The organism is Streptomyces sp. NPDC015345 (assembly GCF_043078805.1).
Taxonomy (GTDB): Bacteria; Actinomycetota; Actinomycetes; order Streptomycetales; family Streptomycetaceae; genus Streptomyces.
In genome coordinates this window covers 1,145,477-1,167,358 of record NZ_JBIBTX010000001.1, presented here as the reverse complement: position 1 = coordinate 1,167,358, position 21,882 = coordinate 1,145,477, and the positions used below count along the sequence as shown (strand labels likewise).

Below are 21,882 nucleotides of genomic sequence, written 5' to 3'. Positions count from 1 at the left end.
TCACTGCTCCTGGTGGGTCAGGGCGCGGACGGTGCGGGACGGGCTGGGTCGGCCCAGGTGGCCGGCCATCCAGGCGCTGGTGGCGCAGAGACGGCCGAGGTCGACCCCGGTGTCGATGCCGAGGCCGTGCAGCATCCAGACGAGGTCTTCGGTGGCGAGATTGCCGGTGGCGCTCTTCGCGTACGGGCAGCCGCCGAGACCGCCCGCGGAGGCGTCCACCGTCGTCACGCCGTGGCGCAGGGCGGCCAGGGTGTTGGCGAGCGCCTGGCCGTACGTGTCGTGGAAGTGCACGCCGATCCGGTCGGTCGGGACCTCCGCCTCGTTCAACGCGGTGAGCAGGGCGGCCACATGGCCCGGGGTGGCCACGCCGATGGTGTCGCCGAGGCTCAGCTCGTCGCACCCCATGTCGAGCAGCGCGCGGCAGACGTGGACGACCTGCTCGACGGGGACCGGGCCCTCCCACGGGTCGCCGAAGCACATCGAGAGATAGCCGCGCACGTGCATCCGCTGCTCCCGCGCGCGGGTGACCACCGGGTCGAACATGGCGAGGGCCTCGTCCACCGTGCGGTTGAGGTTGGCCTTGGCGAAGGACTCGGTGGCGCTGGCGAAGACGGCGACGCGGTGGGCGCCGAGCGCGAGGGCCCGCTCCAGGCCGCGTTCGTTCGGCACGAGGACCGGCAGGCGCACGTCCTGGAGGTCGCCGAGGAGCGGGAAGAGCCGCTCGGCGTCGGCCAGTTGGGGCACCCACTTCGGGTGCACGAAGCTGGTCGCCTCGACCGTGGTCAGGCCCGCGTCGGCCAGGCGGTGGATGAACTCCGCCTTGACCTCAGTGGGGACGACCGACTGCTCGTTCTGCAGGCCGTCCCGGGCGCCGACCTCATGGATGCGGACGCGGGGCGGCAGCTGCGGGTCCGGGACGGTCATCGGAAGCCCGGCGGCGGTCATCGCCCTGCCTCGTGCGCTTCGTCGTGTGCCTCGTCGTGCGCCTCGTCGTCCGGCAGGACCACCGCGAGGACCTGGTCCATGGCGACCGTGGTGCCCGCGGTGACATCGAGCTCGGTGACCGTGCCGGCGTGCGGGGCGCAGATGACGTGCTCCATCTTCATCGCCTCGACCACCAGCAGGCTCTGGCCCGCGCTCACCCGGTCGCCGGGGGAGACCTTCACGACCGTGACGGTGCCCGGCATGGGGGCGGTGAGCGCGTCGGCCCCGGCGTGCGCGGCACCGGTCAGGCTCGCCTCCACGGGGTCGTGGTCCCGCACCTGCCAGGCGTCGCCGTCCCGGCCCAGCCAGTCGCCCGCGCGGTGGAAGGTGTGCCGGGTGCCGTCGAGGGTGACCGAGACGTGGTCGGCGGTGACCGTGTGGCCGCTGCCCCGCAGTCGGTGAGTGACGGGTTCATGTCCCGCCGCGTGCAGCCAGTGCGTCACGGGCGCCGAGGTGCCCCCGAGCCGCCAGCCGCTCGGCACCGAGAAGGGGTCCGTCCAGCCGTCCCCCGAGGGGGCGAGCGCGGCCTCACGCACGGCGGCCGCCGCCTCGTACACCTCGTCGGGCACGCCGTCCGGGATCAGGCCGTCCACCTCGCGCTCCACGAGGCCGGTGTCCAGCTCGCCCGCGACCACCGCCGGATGGGCCAGCAGTCTGCGCAGGAAGCCCGCGTTCGTCGGCACGCCCAGGGTGACCGTCCCGGCGAGCGCGGCCCGCAGCTTGCGCAGGGCCGTGGCGCGGTCGGGGCCGTACGCGATGACCTTGGAGAGCATCGGGTCGTAGAGGCTGCCGACCTCCGTGCCCTCGCTCAGACCGGAGTCCGTGCGCACGGCCCCGACCGCCTGACGGCCTTGCGGCTCGCGCAGGGCGAGGACGGTGCCGCCCGAGGGGAGGAAGCCGCGGGAAGGGTCCTCGGCGCAGATCCGGGCCTCCACCGCGTGTCCGGTGAGGGTGATGTCCTCCTGCGCGAACGGCAGGCGCTCCCCGGCGGCCACCCGCAGCTGCCACTCCACCAGGTCGAGGCCGGTGATCAGCTCCGTGACGGGGTGCTCCACCTGGAGGCGGGTGTTCATCTCCATGAAGTAGTACGAGGAGGGGTCCTTGCCCGGCACGATGAACTCGACCGTGCCCGCGCCCGAGTACCCGCAGGAGCGGGCCGCCTGGACCGCCGCCTCGCCCATCGCCGCGCGCGTGGCCTCGTCCAGGAGGACGCTGGGCGCCTCCTCGATGATCTTCTGGTGGCGGCGCTGGAGGGAGCACTCGCGCTCGCCGAGGTGGATCACGTGTCCCTGGCCGTCCGCGAGGACCTGGATCTCGATGTGCCGGGGGCGGTCGATCCACCGCTCCACGAGCAGCGTGTCGTCGCCGAAGGAGGCGCGGGCCTCCCGGCGGGCCGCCGCGATCTCCTCGGTGAGCAGGGATTCGTCGCGCACCAGGCGCATGCCCTTGCCGCCGCCGCCCGCGCTCGGCTTGAGCAGCACCGGGGTGCCGATCTCCCGCGCGGCGGCGGCCAGTTCGGCGTCGGTCAGGCCGCTTCCCGAGGAGCCGGGGACGACCGGGACGCCGGCCTCCTTCACCGTCTCCTTGGCGCGGATCTTGTCGCCCATCAGCTCGATCGCCGAGGCGGGCGGGCCGATGAAGACGAGTCCGGCGTCTGCGCAGGCCCGCGCGAATGTGGCGTTCTCCGCGAGGAAGCCGTATCCCGGGTGGATCGCCTGGGCGCCCGAGGCGGCCGCCGCCGCGAGGATGCGCTCCACGGACAGATAGCTCTCGGCGGCCGGCGCGGGGCCGAGCCGCACCGCCGTGTCCGCCTCGCGCACATGGCGGGCGTCCGCGTCCGCGTCGCTGAACACGGCCACCGAGCGGACGCCGAGCGCCCGCAGCGTGCGGATGACGCGGACCGCGATCTCGCCGCGGTTGGCGACGAGCACCGTGTCGAACATGGTCCCTCTCCCCGAGGTGGTCCCTTGCCTGGTCCCTTGCTGGAAGTCGCTCATCGTCCCGCCCCTCACATCCGGAAGACGCCGAAGCCGGGCGCCGCGGGGTCCCTCTGGGGAAGTGGGGCGCCCGCGCACGCGGTCAGGGCAAGGCCGAGCACCTGCCGGGTCTCCAGGGGGTCGATCACGCCGTCGTCCCAGAGGCGGGCCGTGGCGTAATAGGCGTTGCCCTGGTCCTCGTACTGCGCGCGGATCGGGTCCTTGAAGGCCTCCTCGTCCTCGGCCGCCCACTGCTCGCCGCGCGCCTCCAGCTGGTCGCGCTTGACCGTGGCGAGGACGGAGGCGGCCTGCTCGCCGCCCATCACGGAGATCTTGGCGTTCGGCCACATCCACAGGAAGCGGGGGCTGTAGGCCCGGCCGCACATCGAGTAGTTGCCCGCGCCGTACGAACCGCCGACGACGACCGTCAGCTTCGGGACGCGGGCGCAGGCCACGGCCGTGACCATCTTCGCGCCGTGCTTGGCGATGCCGCCCGCCTCGTAGTCCTTGCCGACCATGAAGCCGGAGATGTTCTGGAGGAAGACCAGGGGGATGCCGCGCTGGTCGCACAGCTCGATGAAGTGGGCGCCCTTCTGGGCGGACTCGGAGAACAGGATGCCGTTGTTCGCGACGATCCCGACCGGGTGGCCGTGGATGTGCGCGAAGCCGGTGACCAGCGTCGTGCCGTACTCCGCCTTGAACTCCTGGAAGCGCGAGCCGTCCACCACGCGCGCGATGACCTCGCGGACGTCATAGGGGGTGCGGGAGTCCGTCGGCACGGCGCCGTACAGCCCCAGGGGGTCGACCTTGGGCTCCTCCACGGGCTGTACCGCCCACGGCGGCTCCCCGCGCGCGGGGAGGGTGGCCACGATGTTCCGCACGATGCGCAGCGCGTGCGCGTCGTCCTCGGCGAGGTGGTCGGTGACGCCGGAGGTGCGGGAGTGGACCGCGCCGCCGCCCAGCTCCTCCGCGGTCACGACCTCGCCGGTCGCGGCCTTCACCAGGGGTGGGCCGCCGAGGAAGATCGTGCCCTGCTCGCGCACGATCACCGCCTCGTCGCTCATCGCCGGGACATACGCCCCGCCGGCCGTGCACGAGCCGAGCACGGCCGCGATCTGCGGAATGCCCGCGCCCGACATCCGCGCCTGGTTGTAGAAGATCCGCCCGAAGTGCTCGCGGTCGGGGAAGACCTCGTCCTGCATCGGCAGGAAGGCGCCGCCCGAGTCGACGAGGTAGAGGCACGGGAGGCGGTTCTCCAGGGCCACCTCTTGGGCGCGCAGGTGCTTCTTCACCGTCATGGGGTAGTACGTGCCGCCCTTGACCGTGGCGTCATTGGCGACGATCACGCACTCGCGGCCCGAGACCCGGCCGATCCCGGCGATGACACCGGCCGCCGGGGCGTCCCCGCCATACATCCCCTCGGCCGCGAGGGGAGCCAGCTCCAGGAAGGGCGAGCCGGGGTCGAGGAGCGTGTCCACCCGGTCGCGGGGCAGCAGCTTGCCGCGCGCCACATGGCGGGCGCGGGCCCGCTCGCCGCCGCCGAGCGCGGCCGCCGCGAGCTTGGCCCGCAGCTCTTCGACGAGGGCGGTGTGCGCCGTCTCGTTCGCCCGCCACGCCTCCGACGCGGGATCAGCCGCGCTCGTCAGCACTGGTGCCTGCCGCATCAGTTCGAGCCCCCTTGCCCGGTTAATGAGCGTTAACGTGTTTCCCTCAGGTTAACGACCGCTAACCGGCCTGTCTAGAATTAATTCCATGGCCACCAGAACCGACGCCCCCACCCGCCGCGAGCAGATCCTCAAGGAGGCTGCCCGGCTCTTCGCCGAGCGCGGCTTCCACGGGGTCGGGGTGGACGAGATAGGGGCCGCCGTGGGGATCAGCGGACCCGGTCTCTACCGGCACTTCGCGGGCAAGGACGCGATGCTCGCCGAGTTGCTCGTCGGCATCAGCGGGCAGCTCCTGACGGGCGGCAAGCGGTGCCTGGCCGACACGGACGGGGCGCCCGAGCGGGTCCTTGACTCGCTCATCGAGGGCCACATCGACTTCGCCCTCGACGACCGCTCCCTGATCACCCTGCACGACCGCGAGCTGGACCGCCTGCGGGACAGCGACCGCAAGCTGGTGCGCCAGCTCCAGCGGCAGTACGTGGAGATCTGGGTGGAGGTGGTGCGCAAGGTCTACCCCGACCTCGCCGAGAAGGCGGCCCGGGTCGCCGTGCACGCCGTCTTCGGGCTGCTGAACTCCACGCCGCACCTCAGCCGCCGCGACGTGCTGCCCAGCCGGGCCGGCATGGCGGAGCTCCTGCACCGCCTCGCGCGGGGGGCCTTCGCGGCGGCGGCCGCCGAGTGACGTGCGTCTCTGGACGCCTCTGGTGACCGCCGGGTAACCTGCCTCTGAGCAAGCGCTTAGTCGACGTAGGCAGTAGCCGGCAGCAGTAGCCAGAGGGAGTTCTCCGTGCGCCGTACCGTTTTCAATGAGGACCACGAGGCGTTCCGGGAGACCCTGCGCGCCTTCATCGAGGCCGAGGTCGTACCCGTCCACGATGAGTGGTTCGCCGCCGGTCAGGTCCCCCGCGAGTTCTACTACAAGCTCGCCGACCTCGGCCTCTTCGGGATCAACGTCCCCGAGGAGTTCGGCGGCGCCGGTCTGGACACGCACAAGTTCGAGGCCATCCAGTACGAGGAGACGGCCCGCGCGGGCGTCAGCTTCGGCGGCTCCGGCGTCCACGTGCTGCTCGCCCTGCCCTACATCAAGATGCTCGCCACCGACGAGCAGAAGAAGCGCTACCTGGAGAAGTTCGTCTCCGCCGAGGAGATGTGGGCCCTCGCGATGACCGAGCCGGGCACCGGCTCCGACGTCGCGGGCATGAAGACCACCGCCAAGCTCTCCGAGGACGGCACCCACTACGTCCTCAACGGCGCCAAGACCTTCATCACCGGCGGCGTGCACGCCGACCGTGTCATCGTCTGCGCCCGCACCTCCGCGCCCACCGCCGAGGACCGCCGCTTCGGCATCTCCCTCTTCGCCGTCGACACCAAGTCCGAGGGCTACTCCGTCGGCCGCAAGCTCGACAAGCTGGGCCTGAAGACCTCCGACACCGCCGAGCTGGCGTTCGTCGACGTCAAGGTCCCCGTCGAGGACCTCCTCGGCGAGGAGAACAAGGGCTTCCACTACCTCGGCAGCAACCTCCCCTCCGAGCGCTGGGGCATCGCCTTCGGTGCCTACGCGCAGGCCAAGGCCGCCGTCCGGTTCGCCAAGGAGTACGTCAAGGACCGCACGGTCTTCGGCAAGCCGGTCGCCTCCTTCCAGAACACCAAGTTCGAGCTGGCCGCCTGCCAGGCCGAGGTGGACGCCGCCGAGGCCGTCGTCGACCGCGCCCTGGAGGCCCTGGACGCGGGCGAGCTGACCGCCGCCGAGGCCGCCTCCGCGAAGCTGTTCGCCACCGAGGTCGCGCACCGCGTCATCGACAAGTGCCTCCAGCTGCACGGCGGCTACGGCTTCATGAACGAGTACCCCATCGCCCGTCTGTACGCCGACAACCGCGTCAACCGCATCTACGGCGGCACCAGCGAGGTCATGAAGATGATCATCGCCAAGGACATGGGCCTGTAGGGGCACCCTCCGTAGAAGCCCGGTAGAACTACCTTTATGAACCAGGCACTTGACGCCCTCCTCGATCTGCTCGACCTGGAGCAGATCGAGGAGGACATCTTCCGGGGCGTGAGCCGTTCGGCGCTCGTGCCCCGCGTCTTCGGGGGTCAGGTCGCCGCGCAGGCCTTGGTCGCCGCCGGGCGCACCGTCCCCGCCGACCGTTCCCCAAGCTCTCGGCTCCGCTCGACGAGCAGGGGAGGCCCCACTGCCCACTCCCTGCACGCGTACTTCCTGCGCCCCGGTGACCCCGGCGCACCGATCGTCTACACCGTCGACCGCATCCGCGACGGCCGCTCCTTCACCACGCGGCGCGTCGTCGCCGTCCAGCACGGGCAGCCGATCTTCCACCTCTCCGCGTCCTTCCAGACGTACGAGGAGGGCCTGGAGCACCAGGCCGTGATGCCGCACGCGCCCGACCCCGAGACGCTGCCGACCGCCGCCGAGACGCTCCCCCTCCATCTGCCGGGACACGTCGCCGAGCGGCTCATCGAGGCGCGCGCCGCCGTCGACCTGCGCTACGCCGACGTGCCGCCCTGGGGAACCGTCGGGCAGCCGCGCGAGCCGCGCTCCCAGGTGTGGTTCCGCACCAACGGCAAACTCGCCGACGACGCGCCCGGCTCCCTGCTGCACGTCTGTCTCGCCACGTACGTCTCCGACATGACGCTGCTCGACTCGGTGCTGCTCGCGCACGGCCGGGGCGGCTGGGCGGTCGGCGACGTCGTCGGCGCCTCGCTCGACCACGCCATGTGGTTCCACCGGCCCTTCCGCGCGGACGAGTGGCTGCTCTACGACCAGGAGTCGCCGTCCGCCTCGGGTGGCCGGGGCCTCGGGCAGGCGCGGATCTGGACGCAGGACGGGCGACTCGCGGTGACGGTCATCCAGGAAGGCGTGGTTCGCGTTCCGCGCTGATCGGACATACCGTCCGGTATATGAGTGAGGAACCGTCAGAGAAGCCGCGGGGTGGCGGCGAGAGCACCTTCACCGTCATCGTCGCCGCCGTCGCCAACCTCGGCATCGCACTGGCCAAGGCGGTCGCCGGTGTCCTCAGCGGCTCCAGCGCGATGCTCTCCGAAGCGGCGCACTCCGTCGCCGACACCGTCACCGAGCTGATGCTGCTCGCCTCCCTCAAGGCCGGCGCACGGCCCGCCGACGAGGAACACCCGCTCGGCTACGGAGGGGCCCGCTACATCTGGGCGCTGCTCGCCTCCGTCGCCACCTTCGTCGGCGGCGGCGTCTTCGCCGTCTACGACGGCATCCACACCCTGACCCACGGTCATGAGCCGGGCGACCCGCTCATCTCGTACATCGTCCTCGGCGTCGCCTTCCTCCTGGAGGGCTACTCCCTGCGCACCGGCCTCAAGCAGGCGCGCGGGGAGGCCGACCGCTACGGAGTGCGGCTCAAGCGCTATCTGCGCCACACCCCCGACACGGCGGTCAAGGCCGTCGTGATGGAGGACTCGGCGGCGCTCGCGGGCCTCGTGCTCGCCGCGGCCGGGCTGCTCGGCGGGCAGCTCACCGGGTCCGGGGTGTGGGACGGCGTCGCCTCGCTCTGCATCGGCGTGCTGCTCGTGTATGTCGCCTGGGTCCTCGGCCGCGCCAACTCCGAGCTGCTGATCGGCCGTCCGCTGCCGCGGGAGATGCGGGAGGCGGTGCGGGCAGAGCTGCTCGCCGACCCGCACGTGGTGGACGTACTGGAGCTGACCACGCTCCTCCAGGGGCCCGACGAGGCCCTGGTGGCCGCGAAGGTGGACTTCCGGGACGTGTCGACGGCCGGGGACGTCGAGCAGGCCTGCGACCGCATGGCGCGGCGCGTGCGGGCGCGCGTTCCGGCGATCAGGCGGGTGTACCTGGACCCGACGCCGGGTCCGGGTCAGGACTCGGGGAGCAGCCCCGCCGCGTTCAGCAAGTAGGCCGTCATCGGGTCGTAGTGGCGGGGGCTCGTCACGTGGTCGTCCAGGGGGACCGTCACCTGCACGGTGCCCTCCGCCTCGCCGATGAACAGCGCCGGGTCGTTGCAGTCCGCGTAGCCCATCGAGTCCAGGCCGCGCTGGCCGGCGCGGCCCGCCCAGCCGTGGTCGGCGACCACCAGGTCCGGCTGCGGGCGGCCCTCGCGCTCCAGGCCGTCCAGGATCGCGTTCATCGGCTCGGGGGAGTGCGTGTGCCACAGCGTCGCGCCGCGCTCGAGCACCGCCACGTCCGCGAACTGGAACACCATGCCCTCGTCGGCCATCAGGCCCTCGGGGATCACCACGATCTCGCAGCCCGCCGCGCGCAGGGCGGCGGCCGTCGCGCGGTGCACGTCGAGCAGGCCGCCGGGGTGGCCGGTGGCGAACAGGACGCTCTCCTTGCCGGCGGCCGCCTTGCGCAGGCGGGCCGCCATGCGCTCCAGGGCGTCGACCGTCAGCTCCGGGTCGATGGTGTCCTGGCCCTGCCGGTGCCCGGGGTCGTCGATGACGCCACAGCGCTCGGCCATCACCGCGAGGACGTCCTGCTCGTCGCTCCAGCGGTCGCCGAGCTCCAGGCCGAGCCAGTAGTGGCGGTCGCCGTTCGCGAGCTTCCTGTAGTGGCTGAGGTTGTTCTCACGGGGAGTGGCGACGTCGCCCGCGATGCGGGTGCGGACGAGGTGATCGACGAGCGCGGGACGGGTGGGTATCGGCATGGCTCCTATTGTGCGGGACGAGTGCTCTGCGCTGGGCGGGGTTTGGTGATCGTCGGGCGGCCCGCCGCGGCCATGACCGTTGCCGCCGCTCGACGAGAGCCCTGCCGGCGAGGCTTCAGCGCGCGGGTGTGGACGGAGAGGGGGCACGCAGCTTCGCCGCGGTGGTGTGATGCAGGTGGACGATGATGTCGTGGGCGCGGGACAGCGCTATCGGGTACTCGATTCCCGGCCCCGGATAGGAGGCGGCGATGAGCCTGGTGGCGCGGGGCGTGGCCAGCCAGGCCCGGGCGTTCGCGGGGGTGTCGCGCAGGTCCAGGGCGTAGTCGCGGTGGCGCACCTTGTCCAGTGTGTGTTCGTTGGTGCCCGGCTTCGCGGGGCCCAGGCTGAAGGCGCGGATGCGGTTCTCGGCGTCGACGGCGTTGAACGAGCCGCTGTCGAAGGCGGTGCCGATGCTCACGTAGTCCTTGCCCAGCTTGTCGCGCAGGAAGTGGCCCTGCACCTTCGGGTACACCTCCGGAGCGTGGCTCCGCAGGGCGAGATGCGCGTTGTGGGCCGACACCAGCACCTTGTCGCCGGTCTGCCGGTGCCACCAGGCCACGGTGGCCGCCATGGCCCGGTCGCGGTAGCGCATCGACGCCGCGACCTGCCGCGGGTCGTCGAAGTCGAACGCGAACTGCCCGGCCGTCTGGTCGATGGCGGTCGCGTGCCGCACGGCCCAGGCGAACGCCTCCTGTGCCGCCTTGCCGGACCCCGGGCCGGGCTGCTGCCGCTTCAGCAGGTCCAGGGCACGTCCGGTCCGGTCGGCGATCTCCCGGCTCTCGGCCACCGGCCGTTCCTTCGACGCGTTGATGTGGGCGCCGACAGACGTCGTCGGGCGCAGGCCGCGGTACAGCTCGGTGAAGCGGGGCAGCAGTGCCGGGCGGTTCTCGGCGACGTACGCGGTGACCTTGTCGTACAGCTCCGGGCCGGCGTAGATGTGGTCGTTGCCCATGAACCGCACCGGGTCCTTCGGGTGTGCGCGGTTGTAGTCGCGCATCCAGGTCAGCAGGTCCGCGAACTCGTCGGTGTTCCACCAGAGGTAGTCGGCCTGGAACTCCTCGTCCATGATGCGCCGGGGGTCACCCTTGCCGTGCAGGACGTAGTCGTCGAGGCGCAGTCCGGTGCTCCAGCTCGCCTCCAGCGAGAAGCCGCGGAAGCCCTTCTCCTCGACGAGGTAGCGGAAGAGCCGGTGCTTCATCGTGAAGAACTCGTGCGTGCTGTGGGTGGCCTCGCCGAGCCCGACCACGCGGGCGTCCTTCACCATGCGGCCCACGGGGCGCAGGTCGCGCAGGCTCCCCCCGGGTTCGGTGGTCCGCAGGGGGTGGGCGCCGCGCTCCAGTTCGGCGACCAGCGCGGAGTCGGCGCCGGCCGGCGGCGGAGGCGTCCGCGCGAAGGACACGGGCACGGCGGCGGCCACCGTGCCGACGGCGAGGAGCAGCGCGGCAAGAGTTGTTCTGCGAGGTGTCATGACGCACAGCCTGTCCGGCGGCGTGCGAGCCCACCATGGGGAACACCCCCGGCTCCGGAGTGCGGTTGACCTCACCACTGCTCCCCCGCGGCCTCAGCGGTCCGCGTTCAGGGCGAACCACAGCTCCATGCGTACGTCCGGATCGTCCAGGTCCGCGTCCAGCAGTGCCGCGCAGCGCGTGATTCGTTGGCGGACCGTGTTGCGGTGGACGGAGAGTGCTACCGCCGTGCGGTCCCAGCTGCCGTGCAAGGAGAGCCACGTGCGCAGGGTCTCCAGCAACGTGGCGTTGTCGCCCAGGGGAGCGAGCAGCACGCGCGCGTGGGCGTCGGCCTCCTCCGGGGCGACCAGCGCGGCGAGGCCGCTCGCGTGGTGGCGTACGAGGGGGCGGCGGGTGGCCTCCGCGCGGCGCAGGGCGCGGGCCGCCTGGGCGTCGGCCGCCGCGAGGTCGCCCGGGGCGGCGGGGGCGGAGACACCCAGGGTCCAGCCGTGAGCGGGGGCGACTTCGCGGTCGGCGGGCAGGAGCAGGCGTACGACGTCCTCTCCCGGGTCGACCAGACCGCTGCCGAGCGCCGCGGCGAGCGCCGACGCGGCCAGTGGGGTGCGCTCCCCGCGCGCGTGGACGACGGTCCACGTGTCGCTGCCCAGGAGAGGGCCGGTTTCCTCGGGGGCGGCACCGAGGAGCAGCCGTACGAGCGCCGCCGAGCGGGCCGCTTCGGAGGCACCCTGGTGTTCACCGGTGAGCAGGGAGAGCAGCACGACCGCCGCTCCCGCGATGGTGTGGTCGCCGGGTTCGCGGCGCTCCGTGGCGACGCCGAGCGTGAAGCCGCGGCCGCCGCCGAGCGCGTACACGGCGAGGTGCGTGGTCCCTGCCGTGTCCGCGGCGGACGCCGGGGCGGCGGGCGTGGCGCGCCGCACGATGCCGGTCAGCTCCCGCAGGCTTCCGCGCGCCGCCTCCCGGGCCCGCCCCTCGGCCTGCAACTCCGTGCCGTCCGGCCCGTACAGCACCGCGAGGCCGCCGAGCCGCGCCGCCAGCTGGCGCAGGACGGCAGGGACGGGGTCGGGCCGCGCGGCGGCCGTCGCGAGGCTCTGCTGCGCCTCCGCGACCCGGCGCAGCTCCACATGCCTGGCCTCGCTCATCAGCCGCCACACCGCGCGGGCGACGCCGCTGAACGTGGTCTGCGGCGGTACCTCGAGGAGGGGCAGGCCGTGCCGGTCGCAGGCCGCGACCAGGGCGTGGGGCACGGTGTCGTGGACCGGTGCGACACCGAAGCCGAGGGCCGCGCCGCCCGCCGCGACGATGCGGGCCACATAGGCGTCGAGGTGAGCCTGCGACGCCTCCGGACCGGTGATGTGGACGCCCGCCGTCAGGAGCAGCTCGCCTCCGAGGAGGTACGGGTACGGGTCCGCCATCTCCGAGGTGTGCACCCACTGCACGGTCGTCCCCGCCGCGTCCGGGCCCGCGATCTGCCGCAGGCCCAGCTCTTCGCGGGCCAGCAGCGCGGCGAGCGGGACCGGCGGGGTCGGGGGCGCCGCGGGGCCCTGAGCGCCGGTGGGGTCGGCCATGGCGGACGTTCCATCCATCTAGGTCACGGTAAGTGGATGAAACGTACACTTCAGGGTTGCTTTGCGGCCACCTAAGGTCGTGCCGACCGCAGGCCGCGGGTACGGGCGGATGTCCCCGCGGCGGTCTTCACCCCATCTGCACGACACGCCACCGAGGTGCGCGAAGGAGGCCCCCCTATGGCCGTCGACTACACAGTGATCGTCGTCTATCTCGCCGGGATGCTGGCCATGGGCTGGTGGGGCATGCGCCGCGCCAAGTCGAAGTCCGAGTTCCTGGTCGCCGGGCGGCGCCTCGGGCCGTGGATGTACTCCGGGACCATGGCCGCCATCGTCCTCGGCGGGGCCTCCACCATCGGCGGCGTCGGCCTCGGCTACCAGTACGGGCTCTCCGGCGCCTGGATGGTCTTCACCATCGGCCTCGGACTCCTCGCGCTCAGCGTGTTCTTCTCGGCCCGCATCGCGCGCCTGAAGGTCTACACCGTCTCCGAAATGCTCGACCTGCGCTACGGAGGGCGCGCGGGCGTCATCTCCGGAGTGGTCATGTGGGCGTACACGCTGATGCTCGCGGTCACCTCGACCATCGCGTACGCCACCATCTTCGACGTCCTGTTCGACATGAACCGCACGCTCGCGATCGTCCTCGGCGGGTCCATCGTCGTCGCCTACTCCACGCTCGGCGGCATGTGGTCCATCACCCTCACCGACATGGTGCAGTTCGTGGTGAAGACCATCGGCGTGCTGTTGCTGCTTCTGCCCATCGCCGTCGTCAAGGCCGGCGGGTTCGGCGAGATGAAGGCGAAGCTGCCGACCGAGTACTTCGACCCGCTGGGCATCGGCGGCGAGACGATCTTCACTTACGTGCTGATCTATACGTTCGGCATGCTCATCGGGCAGGACATCTGGCAGCGCGTCTTCACCGCGCGCAGCGACAAGGTGGCCCGCTACGGCGGCACCGTCGCCGGTACCTACTGCCTCCTCTACGCGATCGCGGGCGCCGTCATCGGCACCGCCGCCAAGGTGATGTACCCGAAGCTGCCGAGCGCCGACGCGGCCTTCGCGACCATCGTCAAGGACGAACTGCCGATCGGCGTACGGGGACTTGTGCTGGCCGCCGCCCTTGCCGCCGTCATGTCGACGTCCTCCGGAGCGCTCATCGCCTGCGCGACCGTCGCCAACAACGACATCTGGTCGCGCCTGCGGGGGGCCGTGAAGCCCGGGGACGGCGAGCCGCACGACGAGGTCAGGGGCAACCGCGCCTTCATCCTCATCATGGGCGTCGCCGTGATCGTCATCGCCATCGCGCTCAACGACGTGGTCCAGGCGCTGACCGTCGCCTATAACCTGCTCGTCGGCGGGCTGCTCGTGCCGATCCTCGGCGGCCTGCTGTGGCGCCGCGGCACCGCTCCCGGCGCGCTCGCCGCGGTCGCCGCCGGCGGTCTCTCCGTCATCGGGCTCATGTGGGGGTACGGAATCCTCGCCACCGAGCCGGTCTACTACGGCCTGCTGACCTCGCTCGCCGTGTACGTGGCGGTCTCCCTCGCCACGAAGCCCACCGACGCGGCCGTGCTCGCCGCCTGGCGCGAACGCCTCGCCGGGCGGGACGCCACGGAACCGCAGGCTCCGGTGGCCGTCTAGATCTCCGTGCGGCCCGTTGTCAGCGCTGCCAGCGTTGTCAGTGGGTCGCGCGACACTTGAAACGCAGTACTCGCACCAGCAGGAGGAACACCGACCATGAGCAGCGCCGAGAACCCGACGACCCCCCGTGGCCCCGTCGACTCCTCCCGCATCCCCCGGTACGCGGGCCCGGCGACGTACGCGCGGCTGCCCCGCCTGGACGAGGTCGGCGGCAAGACGGACGTCGCCGTGGTCGGTGTGCCGTTCGACTCCGGCGTCTCCTACCGCCCCGGCGCCCGCTTCGGCGGCAACGCGATCCGTGAGGCCTCCCGCCTCCTGCGCCCCTACAACCCCGCGCAGGACGCCTCCCCGTTCGCCCTCGCGCAGGTCGCGGACGCCGGCGACATCTCCGCGAACCCGTTCAACATCAACGAGGCAGTGGAGACCATCGAGGCCGCCGCCGACGACCTCCTCGGCTCCGGCGCCCGCATGATGACCCTCGGCGGCGACCACACCATCGCGCTGCCGCTGCTGCGTTCCGTGGCCAAGAAGCACGGCCCGGTCGCGCTGCTGCACTTCGACGCCCACCTGGACACCTGGGACACGTACTTCGGCGCCGAGTACACGCACGGCACGCCGTTCCGCCGCGCCGTGGAGGAGGGCATCCTCGACACCGAGGCGCTCTCCCACGTCGGCACGCGCGGCCCGCTGTACGGCAAGAAGGACCTCACCGACGACGAGAAGATGGGCTTCGGCATCGTCACCTCGGCGGACATCTACCGCCGCGGCGCCGACGAGGTCGCCGACCAGCTGCGCCAGCGCATCGGCGACCGCCCGCTGTACATCTCCATCGACATCGACTGCCTCGACCCGGCCCACGCGCCCGGCACCGGCACCCCCGAGGCGGGCGGCATGACCTCCCGCGAGCTCCTGGAGATCCTGCGGGGCCTGGCCTCCTGCAACCTCGTCTCGGCGGACGTCGTCGAGGTCGCCCCGGCCTACGACCACGCGGAGATCACCGCGGTCGCCGCCTCCCACACGGCGTACGAACTGACGACGATCATGTCCCGCCAGATCGCCGAGGCGCGCCTGTCCCACCAGGTGGTGAGCGAGCGGTGACCCACGATCACGATGTCGTGCTGCGGCCCACCGCCGCACAGACCGAGGCCGCGCTGAACCCGCCCCCGGGGCGCAACGGCGGCGACCTCGTCATGGAGACCCTGTCCGGCCTCGGCGCGACCACCGTCTTCGGTCTGCCGGGCCAGCACGCGCTCGGCATGTTCGACGCGCTGCGCCGCTCGTCACTGTCGTACGTCGGCCTGCGCGTCGAGAACAACACGGGGTTCGCGGCGGACGCGTACGGCCGGATCACCGGTGAGGTCGCCCCGCTGCTGCTCTCCACCGGGCCCGGCGCGCTGACCTCGCTCGCCGCGCTCCAGGAGGCGGCGGCGGGTTCGTCGCCGGTCCTCGCCATCGCCAGTCAGGTGCCGGTGGCGGGGCTCGGCGGCGGCCGCCACGGCTATCTGCACGAGCTGCGCGACCAGCAGGCCTCCTTCCGCGACATCGTGAAGTCGGTCCACACGGTGCGCACGGCCTCCCAGATCCCGTCGGCGATCGCCGCGGCCTGGGAGTCCGCGCTCACCGCGCCGCACGGCCCGGTCTGGGTGGAGATCCCGCAGGACGTACTGCTCGCGGAGACGACGCTGCCGGTCGTCACGGCCATGGACGCGACGCCGGACGAGGTCGTGCCGCGTGCCGAACTGACGGCCGTCGCCGCCGACCTCCTCACGCGCGCGGAGCGGCCGGCGATCATCGCGGGCGGCGGTGTCATCCGCTCGGACGCCTCCGGGAAGCTCCTCGCGCTGGCCGAGCTGGTGAACGCCCCCGTGGTCACGACCTTCGGCGGCAAGGGCGCCTTCCCCTGGGAACACCCGCTGTCCCTCCAGTCCTGGCTGGAGGACCGCCACACCACGGAATTCCTGGAGGACGCGGACGTCCTCCTCGTGGTCGGCTCCGGGCTCGGTGAACTGTCCTCGAACTACCACACCTTCAAGCCGCGCGGCCGGGTCATCCAGATCGAGGCGGACGCGGGGAAGCTGGAGTCCAACCACCCCGGGCTCGGCATCCACGCGGACGCGCGGCTCGCGCTGTCGGCCCTCCTGGAGACGATCGACGCGCCCCGCGAGGACCCGTCGGCGCCGGAGCGGGTGCGGGTGGTGCTGGACCGCGTCCGGGAGCGGATCGCCGCGCAGGACCTCACGCTGGAGCAGCAGGTCCTCGCCGCCGTGCGCGATGCCCTGCCGGACGCGGCGCCGTCCTTCTGGGACATGACGATCCTCGCCTACTGGGCGTGGTCGGCGTTCGACGCGCGGCGCCCCAACACGATGCACTCGGCGCAGGGCGCGGGCGGCCTCGGCTACGGTTTCCCGGCGGCGCTGGGCGCCGCCGTCGCCGACCCCTCCCATCCTGTCCTCGCCGTCTCGGGTGACGGCGGCGCGATGTACTCGCTGGCGGAGCTGGCGACCGCGCGGCAGTACGGGCTCAACGTGACGTGGCTGATCGTCGACGACGGCGGTTACGGCATCCTGCGCGAGTACATGTCCGACGCGTTCGGCGAGGCGACCGGCACGGAGCTGGCGCGGCCCGACTTCGTGGCGCTCGCGGAGTCCTTCGGGGTGCCGGGGGTTCGTACGACCCCGGAGACCCTCCGGGACGACCTCGCGAAGGCGCTGGCAGAGCCGGGGCCGTCCGTGGTGGTGCTTCCGGCGGTGCTGCGGATGTTCGCGCCGACGCACCAGGGGAGCGGTGGTTCCGCTGGAGGATGATCTGCTCCTGAGGCGGGGCTCAGGAAGGGAGCCGGCCGTCCTTCAGCGCTGTCACGAACGATGACCGACCGGCCGTCGGGAAGATCGGCGCGGGGTCTTCCAGCGGCAAGGCGCGGCGTTTGGACACAGGGCGGTCACGGCTCGGTTATCTGTTCCCGAATCCGTGCAACCTTTCACCGGTATCGGTGAGTCATGTGAAGCGAGTGCGCCGGGGGGCGCTCTTGTACGGGCCCAGAGGGTTCTGTACGGACCCAAGGGGATGGGAAAAGCAACATGACTCACCCGGTATCCGGGATATCCCGGCGTGCCCGCCTGCTCTCGGCGGGGCTCGCCGCCGGCGTCCTCGTGCCGCTCGGCGCGGTCGCGGGCTCCGCGCCCGCCGTCGCCGCGCCCGCGCCGACCGTCAGCTGCACGTCCGCGCAGGCCGGCCTCGCCGCCAAGCTCACCAAGGACATCACCGCCGCGCTGAAGAACCGCAAGGGCACCATCGCCGTCGGGCTGCACGACCGCACCACGAAGACGACCTGCAACCTGCGCTCGACCACCTCGTTCGACTCGGCCAGCGTCGTCAAGGCGACCGTCCTCGCCACGCTCCTGTGGGACGCGAAGAAGACCGACCGGAAGCTGACGGAACGCGAGTCGGACCTCGCGTACGCCATGATCACCAAGTCGGACAACACGGCGACCAGCACACTCTGGCGCCAGCTCGGCACCGGAAAGATCAACGCCTTCCTCAAGGCCGCGAAGATGACGAAGACCGTGCCGGGCTCCGGCGGCTACTGGGGCCTCACCCGGATCAACGCGGCCGACGAGCAGAAGCTCCTCGCACTGATCACCGCCAAGAACTCCGTCCTGAGCGACAACGCGCGCGCCTACATACTGAAGCTGATGGGCAAGGTCGTCTCCTCCCAGCGCTGGGGCACTCCGGCGGGCGCGCCCTCCGGTGTCGCCATACACGTCAAGAACGGCTGGCTCCAGCGTTCGACCCACGGCTGGCGCGTGCACAGCATCGGCGCGTTCAAGGGCGGCGGCCACGACTACACGATCTCCGTGCTCACGCATGGCAACAGCACCATGAACTACGGCGTCGCCACCATCCAGGGCGTCGCCAAGGCCATCCACAAGGACCTGACGCCCCAGGCCCCGGCCGCCCACCGCTACGTCCCGACGGACACCCCGCGCGAGGCGTTCGTGGCCGTGCCCGGCAGCTGACGGGCCCCGTTTTTGTTGCGGCGGGATGAAATCGGCTCGTCGCGGCGTTGGTGCCTTCCGGCAGTACGGACGACCGGGAGGCACTGAGTGACAGAGCAACGGGGATGGGCACGGCGGCTCACCGGATACGCCTGGCGGTATCCGAAGGACGTCGTGCTCGCGCTCGGCTCCTCGCTCGCCGGCATGGCCGTCATGGCCGTCGTACCCCTGATCACCAAGGTGATCATCGATGACGTCATCGGGGAGGACGGCAAGGGCGGCGGCAGCTCCATGGGCCCCTGGGCGGGGGCCCTGATCGGCGCCGCCGTCCTCGTCTACGTCTTCACCTACATCCGCCGCTACTACGGCGGCCGCCTCGCCCTCGACGTCCAGCACGACCTGCGCACCGAGATGTACGGGACGATCACCCGGCTCGACGGACGGCGCCAGGACGAGCTGTCCACCGGGCAGGTCGTCGGCCGCGCGACCAGCGACCTCCAGCTCATCCAGGGCCTGCTCTTCATGTTGCCGATGACCATCGGCAACATCCTGCTCTTCGTGATCTCCCTGGGCATCATGGCCTGGCTCTCGCTGCCGCTCACCCTCGTCGCGCTCGCCGTCGCCCCCGCCCTGTGGTTCATCGCCCGCCGTTCCCGCTCCCGGCTGCACCCCGCCACCTGGTACGCGCAGGCCCAGGCCGCCGCCGTCGCCGGAGTGGTCGACGGCGCCGTCAGCGGCGTACGCGTGGTGAAGGGCTTCGGGCAGGAGGACCAGGAGACCGGGAAGCTCCGCGAGGTCGGGCGCAAGCTCTTCGCGGGGCGGATGCGGACCATCCGCCTCAACTCCCGCTACACCCCCGCCCTCCAGGCCGTCCCCATGCTCGGCCAGGTCGCCATGCTGGCCCTCGGCGGCTGGCTGGCCGTGCGCGGCGAGATCACGCTCGGCACGTTCGTCGCCTTCTCCACCTACCTCGCGCAGCTCGTCGGCCCGGTGCGGATGCTCGCCATGGTCCTCACCGTCGGGCAGCAGGCCCGCGCGGGCGTCGAGCGCGTCCTTGAGCTCATCGACACCGAACCGAGCATGAGCGACGGCACCAAGGAACTGCCCGCCGACGCTCCCGCCACCGTCGAGTTCGACGACGTGGGCTTCGCGTACGAGGACGACCGTCCCGTCCTCAGCGGGCTCACCTTCCGCATAGCCCCCGGCGAGACCCTCGCCGTCGTCGGCTCCTCCGGCAGCGGCAAGTCGACCGTGTCGCTGCTGCTGCCCCGCTTCTACGACGTGACGCACGGCGCCGTCCTCATCGGCGGGCACGACGTGCGCGAGCTGACGCTCGACTCCCTGCGCTCCGCCATCGGGCTGGTGCCCGAGGACTCCTTCCTCTTCTCCGACACGGTCCGCGCCAACATCGCGTACGGCCATCCCGACGCCACGCAGGAGCAGATCGAGGCCGCCGCGCGCGCCGCCCAGGCCGACCGGTTCATCTCCGAACTGCCCGACGGGTACGACACCACGGTCGGCGAGCAGGGCCTCACCCTCTCCGGCGGCCAGCGCCAGCGCATCGCGCTCGCCCGCGCCATCCTCACCGACCCCCGCCTGCTCGTCCTCGACGACGCCACGTCGGCGGTGGACGCGCGCGTGGAGCACGAGATCCACGAGGCGCTGCGCGGCGTCATGGCGGGCCGCACGACGCTGCTCATCGCCCACCGCCGCTCCACCCTGAACCTCGCCGACCGCATCGCCGTCCTCGACGACGGACGCCTCGCCGACGTCGGCACCCACGAGGAACTTCAGGAGCGCTCCGCCCTCTACCGGCGTCTGCTCACCGACCCCGACGAGCTGGGCGGCGTCTCGCCCGGCCACGCCCGCCCGGCGGACCTGCCCGAGGACACCTCCGTACGAGACGAGCTGGACGCCGAGTTCGACGCCGAGCGCGGCATCACGCCCGCCCTGTGGAGCGGCGACCGCGAGGCCGGTTCCGCCAAGGACCCGGCGCTCTCCGGGATGCCGTCCACGCCCGAGCTGCTCGCCCAGGTCGAGGCGCTGCCCCCGGCGGACGACAAGCCCGGCATCGACGAGGCGCGTGCCGTGCGCCCCGAGGAGTCGTACGGCCTGCGCAGGCTGCTGGGCGGCTTCGGGCTGCCGCTCCTGCTGAGCCTGCTGCTCGTCGCCGTCGACGCGGGCATGGGCCTGCTGCTGCCCGTCCTGATCCGGCACGGCATCGACGAGGGCGTCAACCAGCTGGCGCTGGGCGCCGTCTGGGCGGCCGCAGGGCTCGCGCTCGCCGCCGTCGCCGTGCAGTGGGTGGCGCAGACGGGCGAGATGCGGATGACCGGACGTACGGGCGAGCGGGTCCTGTACTCGCTGCGGCTCAAGATCTTCGCGCAGCTCCAGCGGCTCGGGCTCGACTACTACGAGCGGGAGCTGACCGGGCGCATCATGACCCGGATGACGACCGATGTGGACGCCCTGTCCACGTTCCTCCAGACCGGCCTCGTCACCGCCTTCGTCTCCGTCGTCACCTTCTTCGGCATCATGGCCGCCCTGCTCGTCATCGACGTGGAACTCGCCCTCGTCGTCTTCGCGACCCTGCCGCTGCTGATCGTCGGCACGTACTTCTTCCGCAAGTCCAGCGTGAAGGCGTACGAACTGGCCCGCGAGCGCGTCTCCGTCGTCAACGCCGACCTCCAGGAGTCCGTCGCCGGGCTGCGCATCGTGCAGGCCTTCCGGCGTGAGCGCTCCGGTGCCGAGCGGTTCGTCCGCAACAGCGACAGCTACCGCCGGGCCCGCATCCGCGGCCAGTGGCTGATCTCCGTGTACTTCCCGTTCGTGCAGTTCCTGTCGTCCGTCGCCGTCGTCGCCGTCCTCATCGTGGGGGCGGGCCGGGTCCAGGCGGGCACGCTGACCACCGGCGCACTCGTCGCCTACCTCCTCTACATCGACCTGTTCTTCGCGCCCGTCCAGCAGCTCTCCCAGGTCTTCGACGGCTATCAGCAGGCCACCGTCTCGCTCGGCCGCATCCAAGAGCTGCTCCGGGAGCCGACGTCGACCAAGGCCGCCGACGAGCCGCTGGACGTGCTGTCGCTGCGCGGCGAGATCGCCTTCGAAGACGTGCGGTTCGCGTACAACGGCGAGGAGGAGGCCCTTACCGACGTGCGGCTGCGGATTCCCGCCGGACAGACCGTCGCCTTCGTCGGCGAGACCGGCGCCGGCAAGTCGACGCTGGTCAAGCTCGTCGCCCGCTTCTACGACCCCACGAGCGGGCGGGTCACCGTCGACGGCACCGATCTGCGCTCCCTGGACCTGACCGCGTACCGCCACCGTCTCGGGGTCGTGCCGCAGGAGGCGTACCTGTTCGAGGGCACCGTCCGCGACGCCATCGCCTACGGGCGGCCCGACGCCACGGACGCCGAGGTCGAGGCCGCCGCCCGCGCGGTCGGCGCGCACGACATGATCGCCACCCTGGACGGCGGTTACCTCCACGAGGTCTCCGAGCGCGGCCGCAACCTCTCCGCCGGTCAGCGCCAGCTCATCGCGCTGGCCCGCGCCGAACTGGTCGACCCCGACATCCTGCTCCTGGACGAGGCCACCGCCGCCCTCGACCTCGCCACCGAGGCGCAGGTCAACCAGGCCACCGACCGCATCGCGGGCAGGCGCACCACGCTGGTCGTCGCGCACCGCCTGACCACCGCCGCCCGCGCCGACCGCGTCGTCGTCATGGACCAGGGGCGCGTCGCGGAGGACGGCACGCACGAGGAACTGCTCGCGCGAGGCGGGCGGTACGCCGAGCTGTGGCGGACGTTCGTGGGCGAGCCGGTGCAGGCGGTCTGAACACGCGGGGGCGCACCGCACGGGAAAGCGCAGAAAAGCCGGGGGTCTCCGCAACCACAGGGGCGGTGGGCTGCGTCCGTACAT

15 protein-coding genes are annotated in these 21,882 nt (G+C 72.0%); 9 read left to right on the top strand and 6 right to left on the bottom strand.

Going from position 1 to position 21,882, the window contains the following annotated elements:
• The 3 genes from ACF062_RS05205 to ACF062_RS05195 form a co-directional block, all read right to left on the bottom strand.
• Positions 1-945, bottom strand: a complete 945-nt coding sequence (locus ACF062_RS05205; protein ID WP_356573037.1) for a hydroxymethylglutaryl-CoA lyase — start codon at positions 943-945, stop codon at positions 1-3.
• Positions 942-2,927, bottom strand: a complete 1,986-nt coding sequence (locus ACF062_RS05200; RefSeq protein ID WP_392135843.1) for an acetyl/propionyl/methylcrotonyl-CoA carboxylase subunit alpha — start codon at positions 2,925-2,927, stop codon at positions 942-944. The genes ACF062_RS05205 and ACF062_RS05200 overlap by 4 nt, the downstream gene beginning before the upstream one ends.
• Before the next feature lie 65 nt (positions 2,928-2,992).
• Positions 2,993-4,624 (bottom strand): carboxyl transferase domain-containing protein, encoded by a 1,632-nt coding sequence (locus tag ACF062_RS05195; protein ID WP_392135841.1) that lies wholly within the window; start codon positions 4,622-4,624, stop codon positions 2,993-2,995.
• 88 nt (positions 4,625-4,712) lie between these two features.
• On the opposite strand from ACF062_RS05195, the gene ACF062_RS05190 reads away from it, so the two are divergent.
• From ACF062_RS05190 to ACF062_RS05175, 4 genes are all read left to right on the top strand, one after another.
• Positions 4,713-5,306 carry a TetR/AcrR family transcriptional regulator gene (locus ACF062_RS05190; protein ID WP_392135839.1) on the top strand — a complete coding sequence of 198 codons (594 nt, stop codon included), beginning with the start codon at positions 4,713-4,715 and terminating at the stop codon, positions 5,304-5,306.
• Positions 5,307-5,411: 105 nt separating this feature from the next.
• Entirely contained in the window at positions 5,412-6,569 is a 1,158-nt protein-coding gene (locus ACF062_RS05185; RefSeq protein WP_392135838.1) for an acyl-CoA dehydrogenase family protein, read from the top strand.
• 36 nt (positions 6,570-6,605) lie between these two features.
• Positions 6,606-7,517, top strand: coding sequence for an acyl-CoA thioesterase (locus ACF062_RS05180; protein ID WP_392135836.1), 912 nt, complete (start codon positions 6,606-6,608; stop codon positions 7,515-7,517).
• A gap of 20 nt (positions 7,518-7,537) precedes the next feature.
• A complete protein-coding gene (locus ACF062_RS05175) occupies positions 7,538-8,518 on the top strand; it encodes a cation diffusion facilitator family transporter (RefSeq protein ID WP_392135834.1) in 981 nt (326 codons plus the stop codon).
• Here the strand turns inward: ACF062_RS05175 and ACF062_RS05170 are convergent.
• The 3 genes from ACF062_RS05170 to ACF062_RS05160 form a co-directional block, all read right to left on the bottom strand.
• Positions 8,479-9,267, bottom strand: a complete 789-nt coding sequence (locus ACF062_RS05170; RefSeq protein ID WP_223774749.1) for a phosphatase — start codon at positions 9,265-9,267, stop codon at positions 8,479-8,481. The genes ACF062_RS05175 and ACF062_RS05170 overlap by 40 nt on opposite strands.
• A gap of 115 nt (positions 9,268-9,382) precedes the next feature.
• Positions 9,383-10,774 (bottom strand): erythromycin esterase family protein, encoded by a 1,392-nt coding sequence (locus ACF062_RS05165; RefSeq protein ID WP_392135833.1) that lies wholly within the window; start codon positions 10,772-10,774, stop codon positions 9,383-9,385.
• Positions 10,775-10,867: 93 nt separating this feature from the next.
• Positions 10,868-12,355: a PucR family transcriptional regulator ligand-binding domain-containing protein gene (locus ACF062_RS05160; RefSeq protein ID WP_392135832.1), complete on the bottom strand. Its 1,488-nt coding sequence runs from the start codon at positions 12,353-12,355 to the stop codon at positions 10,868-10,870.
• A gap of 159 nt (positions 12,356-12,514) precedes the next feature.
• Here ACF062_RS05160 and ACF062_RS05155 point away from each other — a divergent pair, with 159 nt between their 5' ends.
• From ACF062_RS05155 to ACF062_RS05135, 5 genes are all read left to right on the top strand, one after another.
• Positions 12,515-13,972: a sodium:solute symporter gene (locus tag ACF062_RS05155; protein WP_392135831.1), complete on the top strand. Its 1,458-nt coding sequence runs from the start codon at positions 12,515-12,517 to the stop codon at positions 13,970-13,972.
• A 96-nt stretch (positions 13,973-14,068) separates the two neighbouring features.
• Positions 14,069-15,070 (top strand): agmatinase, encoded by a 1,002-nt coding sequence (gene speB, locus ACF062_RS05150; protein ID WP_392135829.1) that lies wholly within the window; start codon positions 14,069-14,071, stop codon positions 15,068-15,070.
• Positions 15,067-16,776, top strand: a complete 1,710-nt coding sequence (locus ACF062_RS05145) for a thiamine pyrophosphate-binding protein (protein ID WP_392135827.1) — start codon at positions 15,067-15,069, stop codon at positions 16,774-16,776. Before speB ends, ACF062_RS05145 begins: the two co-directional genes overlap by 4 nt.
• 273 nt (positions 16,777-17,049) lie before the next feature.
• Positions 17,050-17,988 (top strand): serine hydrolase, encoded by a 939-nt coding sequence (locus ACF062_RS05140; RefSeq protein ID WP_392135825.1) that lies wholly within the window; start codon positions 17,050-17,052, stop codon positions 17,986-17,988.
• Between the two features lie 87 nt (positions 17,989-18,075).
• Positions 18,076-21,798: an ABC transporter ATP-binding protein gene (locus tag ACF062_RS05135; RefSeq protein WP_392135822.1), complete on the top strand. Its 3,723-nt coding sequence runs from the start codon at positions 18,076-18,078 to the stop codon at positions 21,796-21,798.
• Positions 21,799-21,882 lie beyond the last annotated feature (84 nt).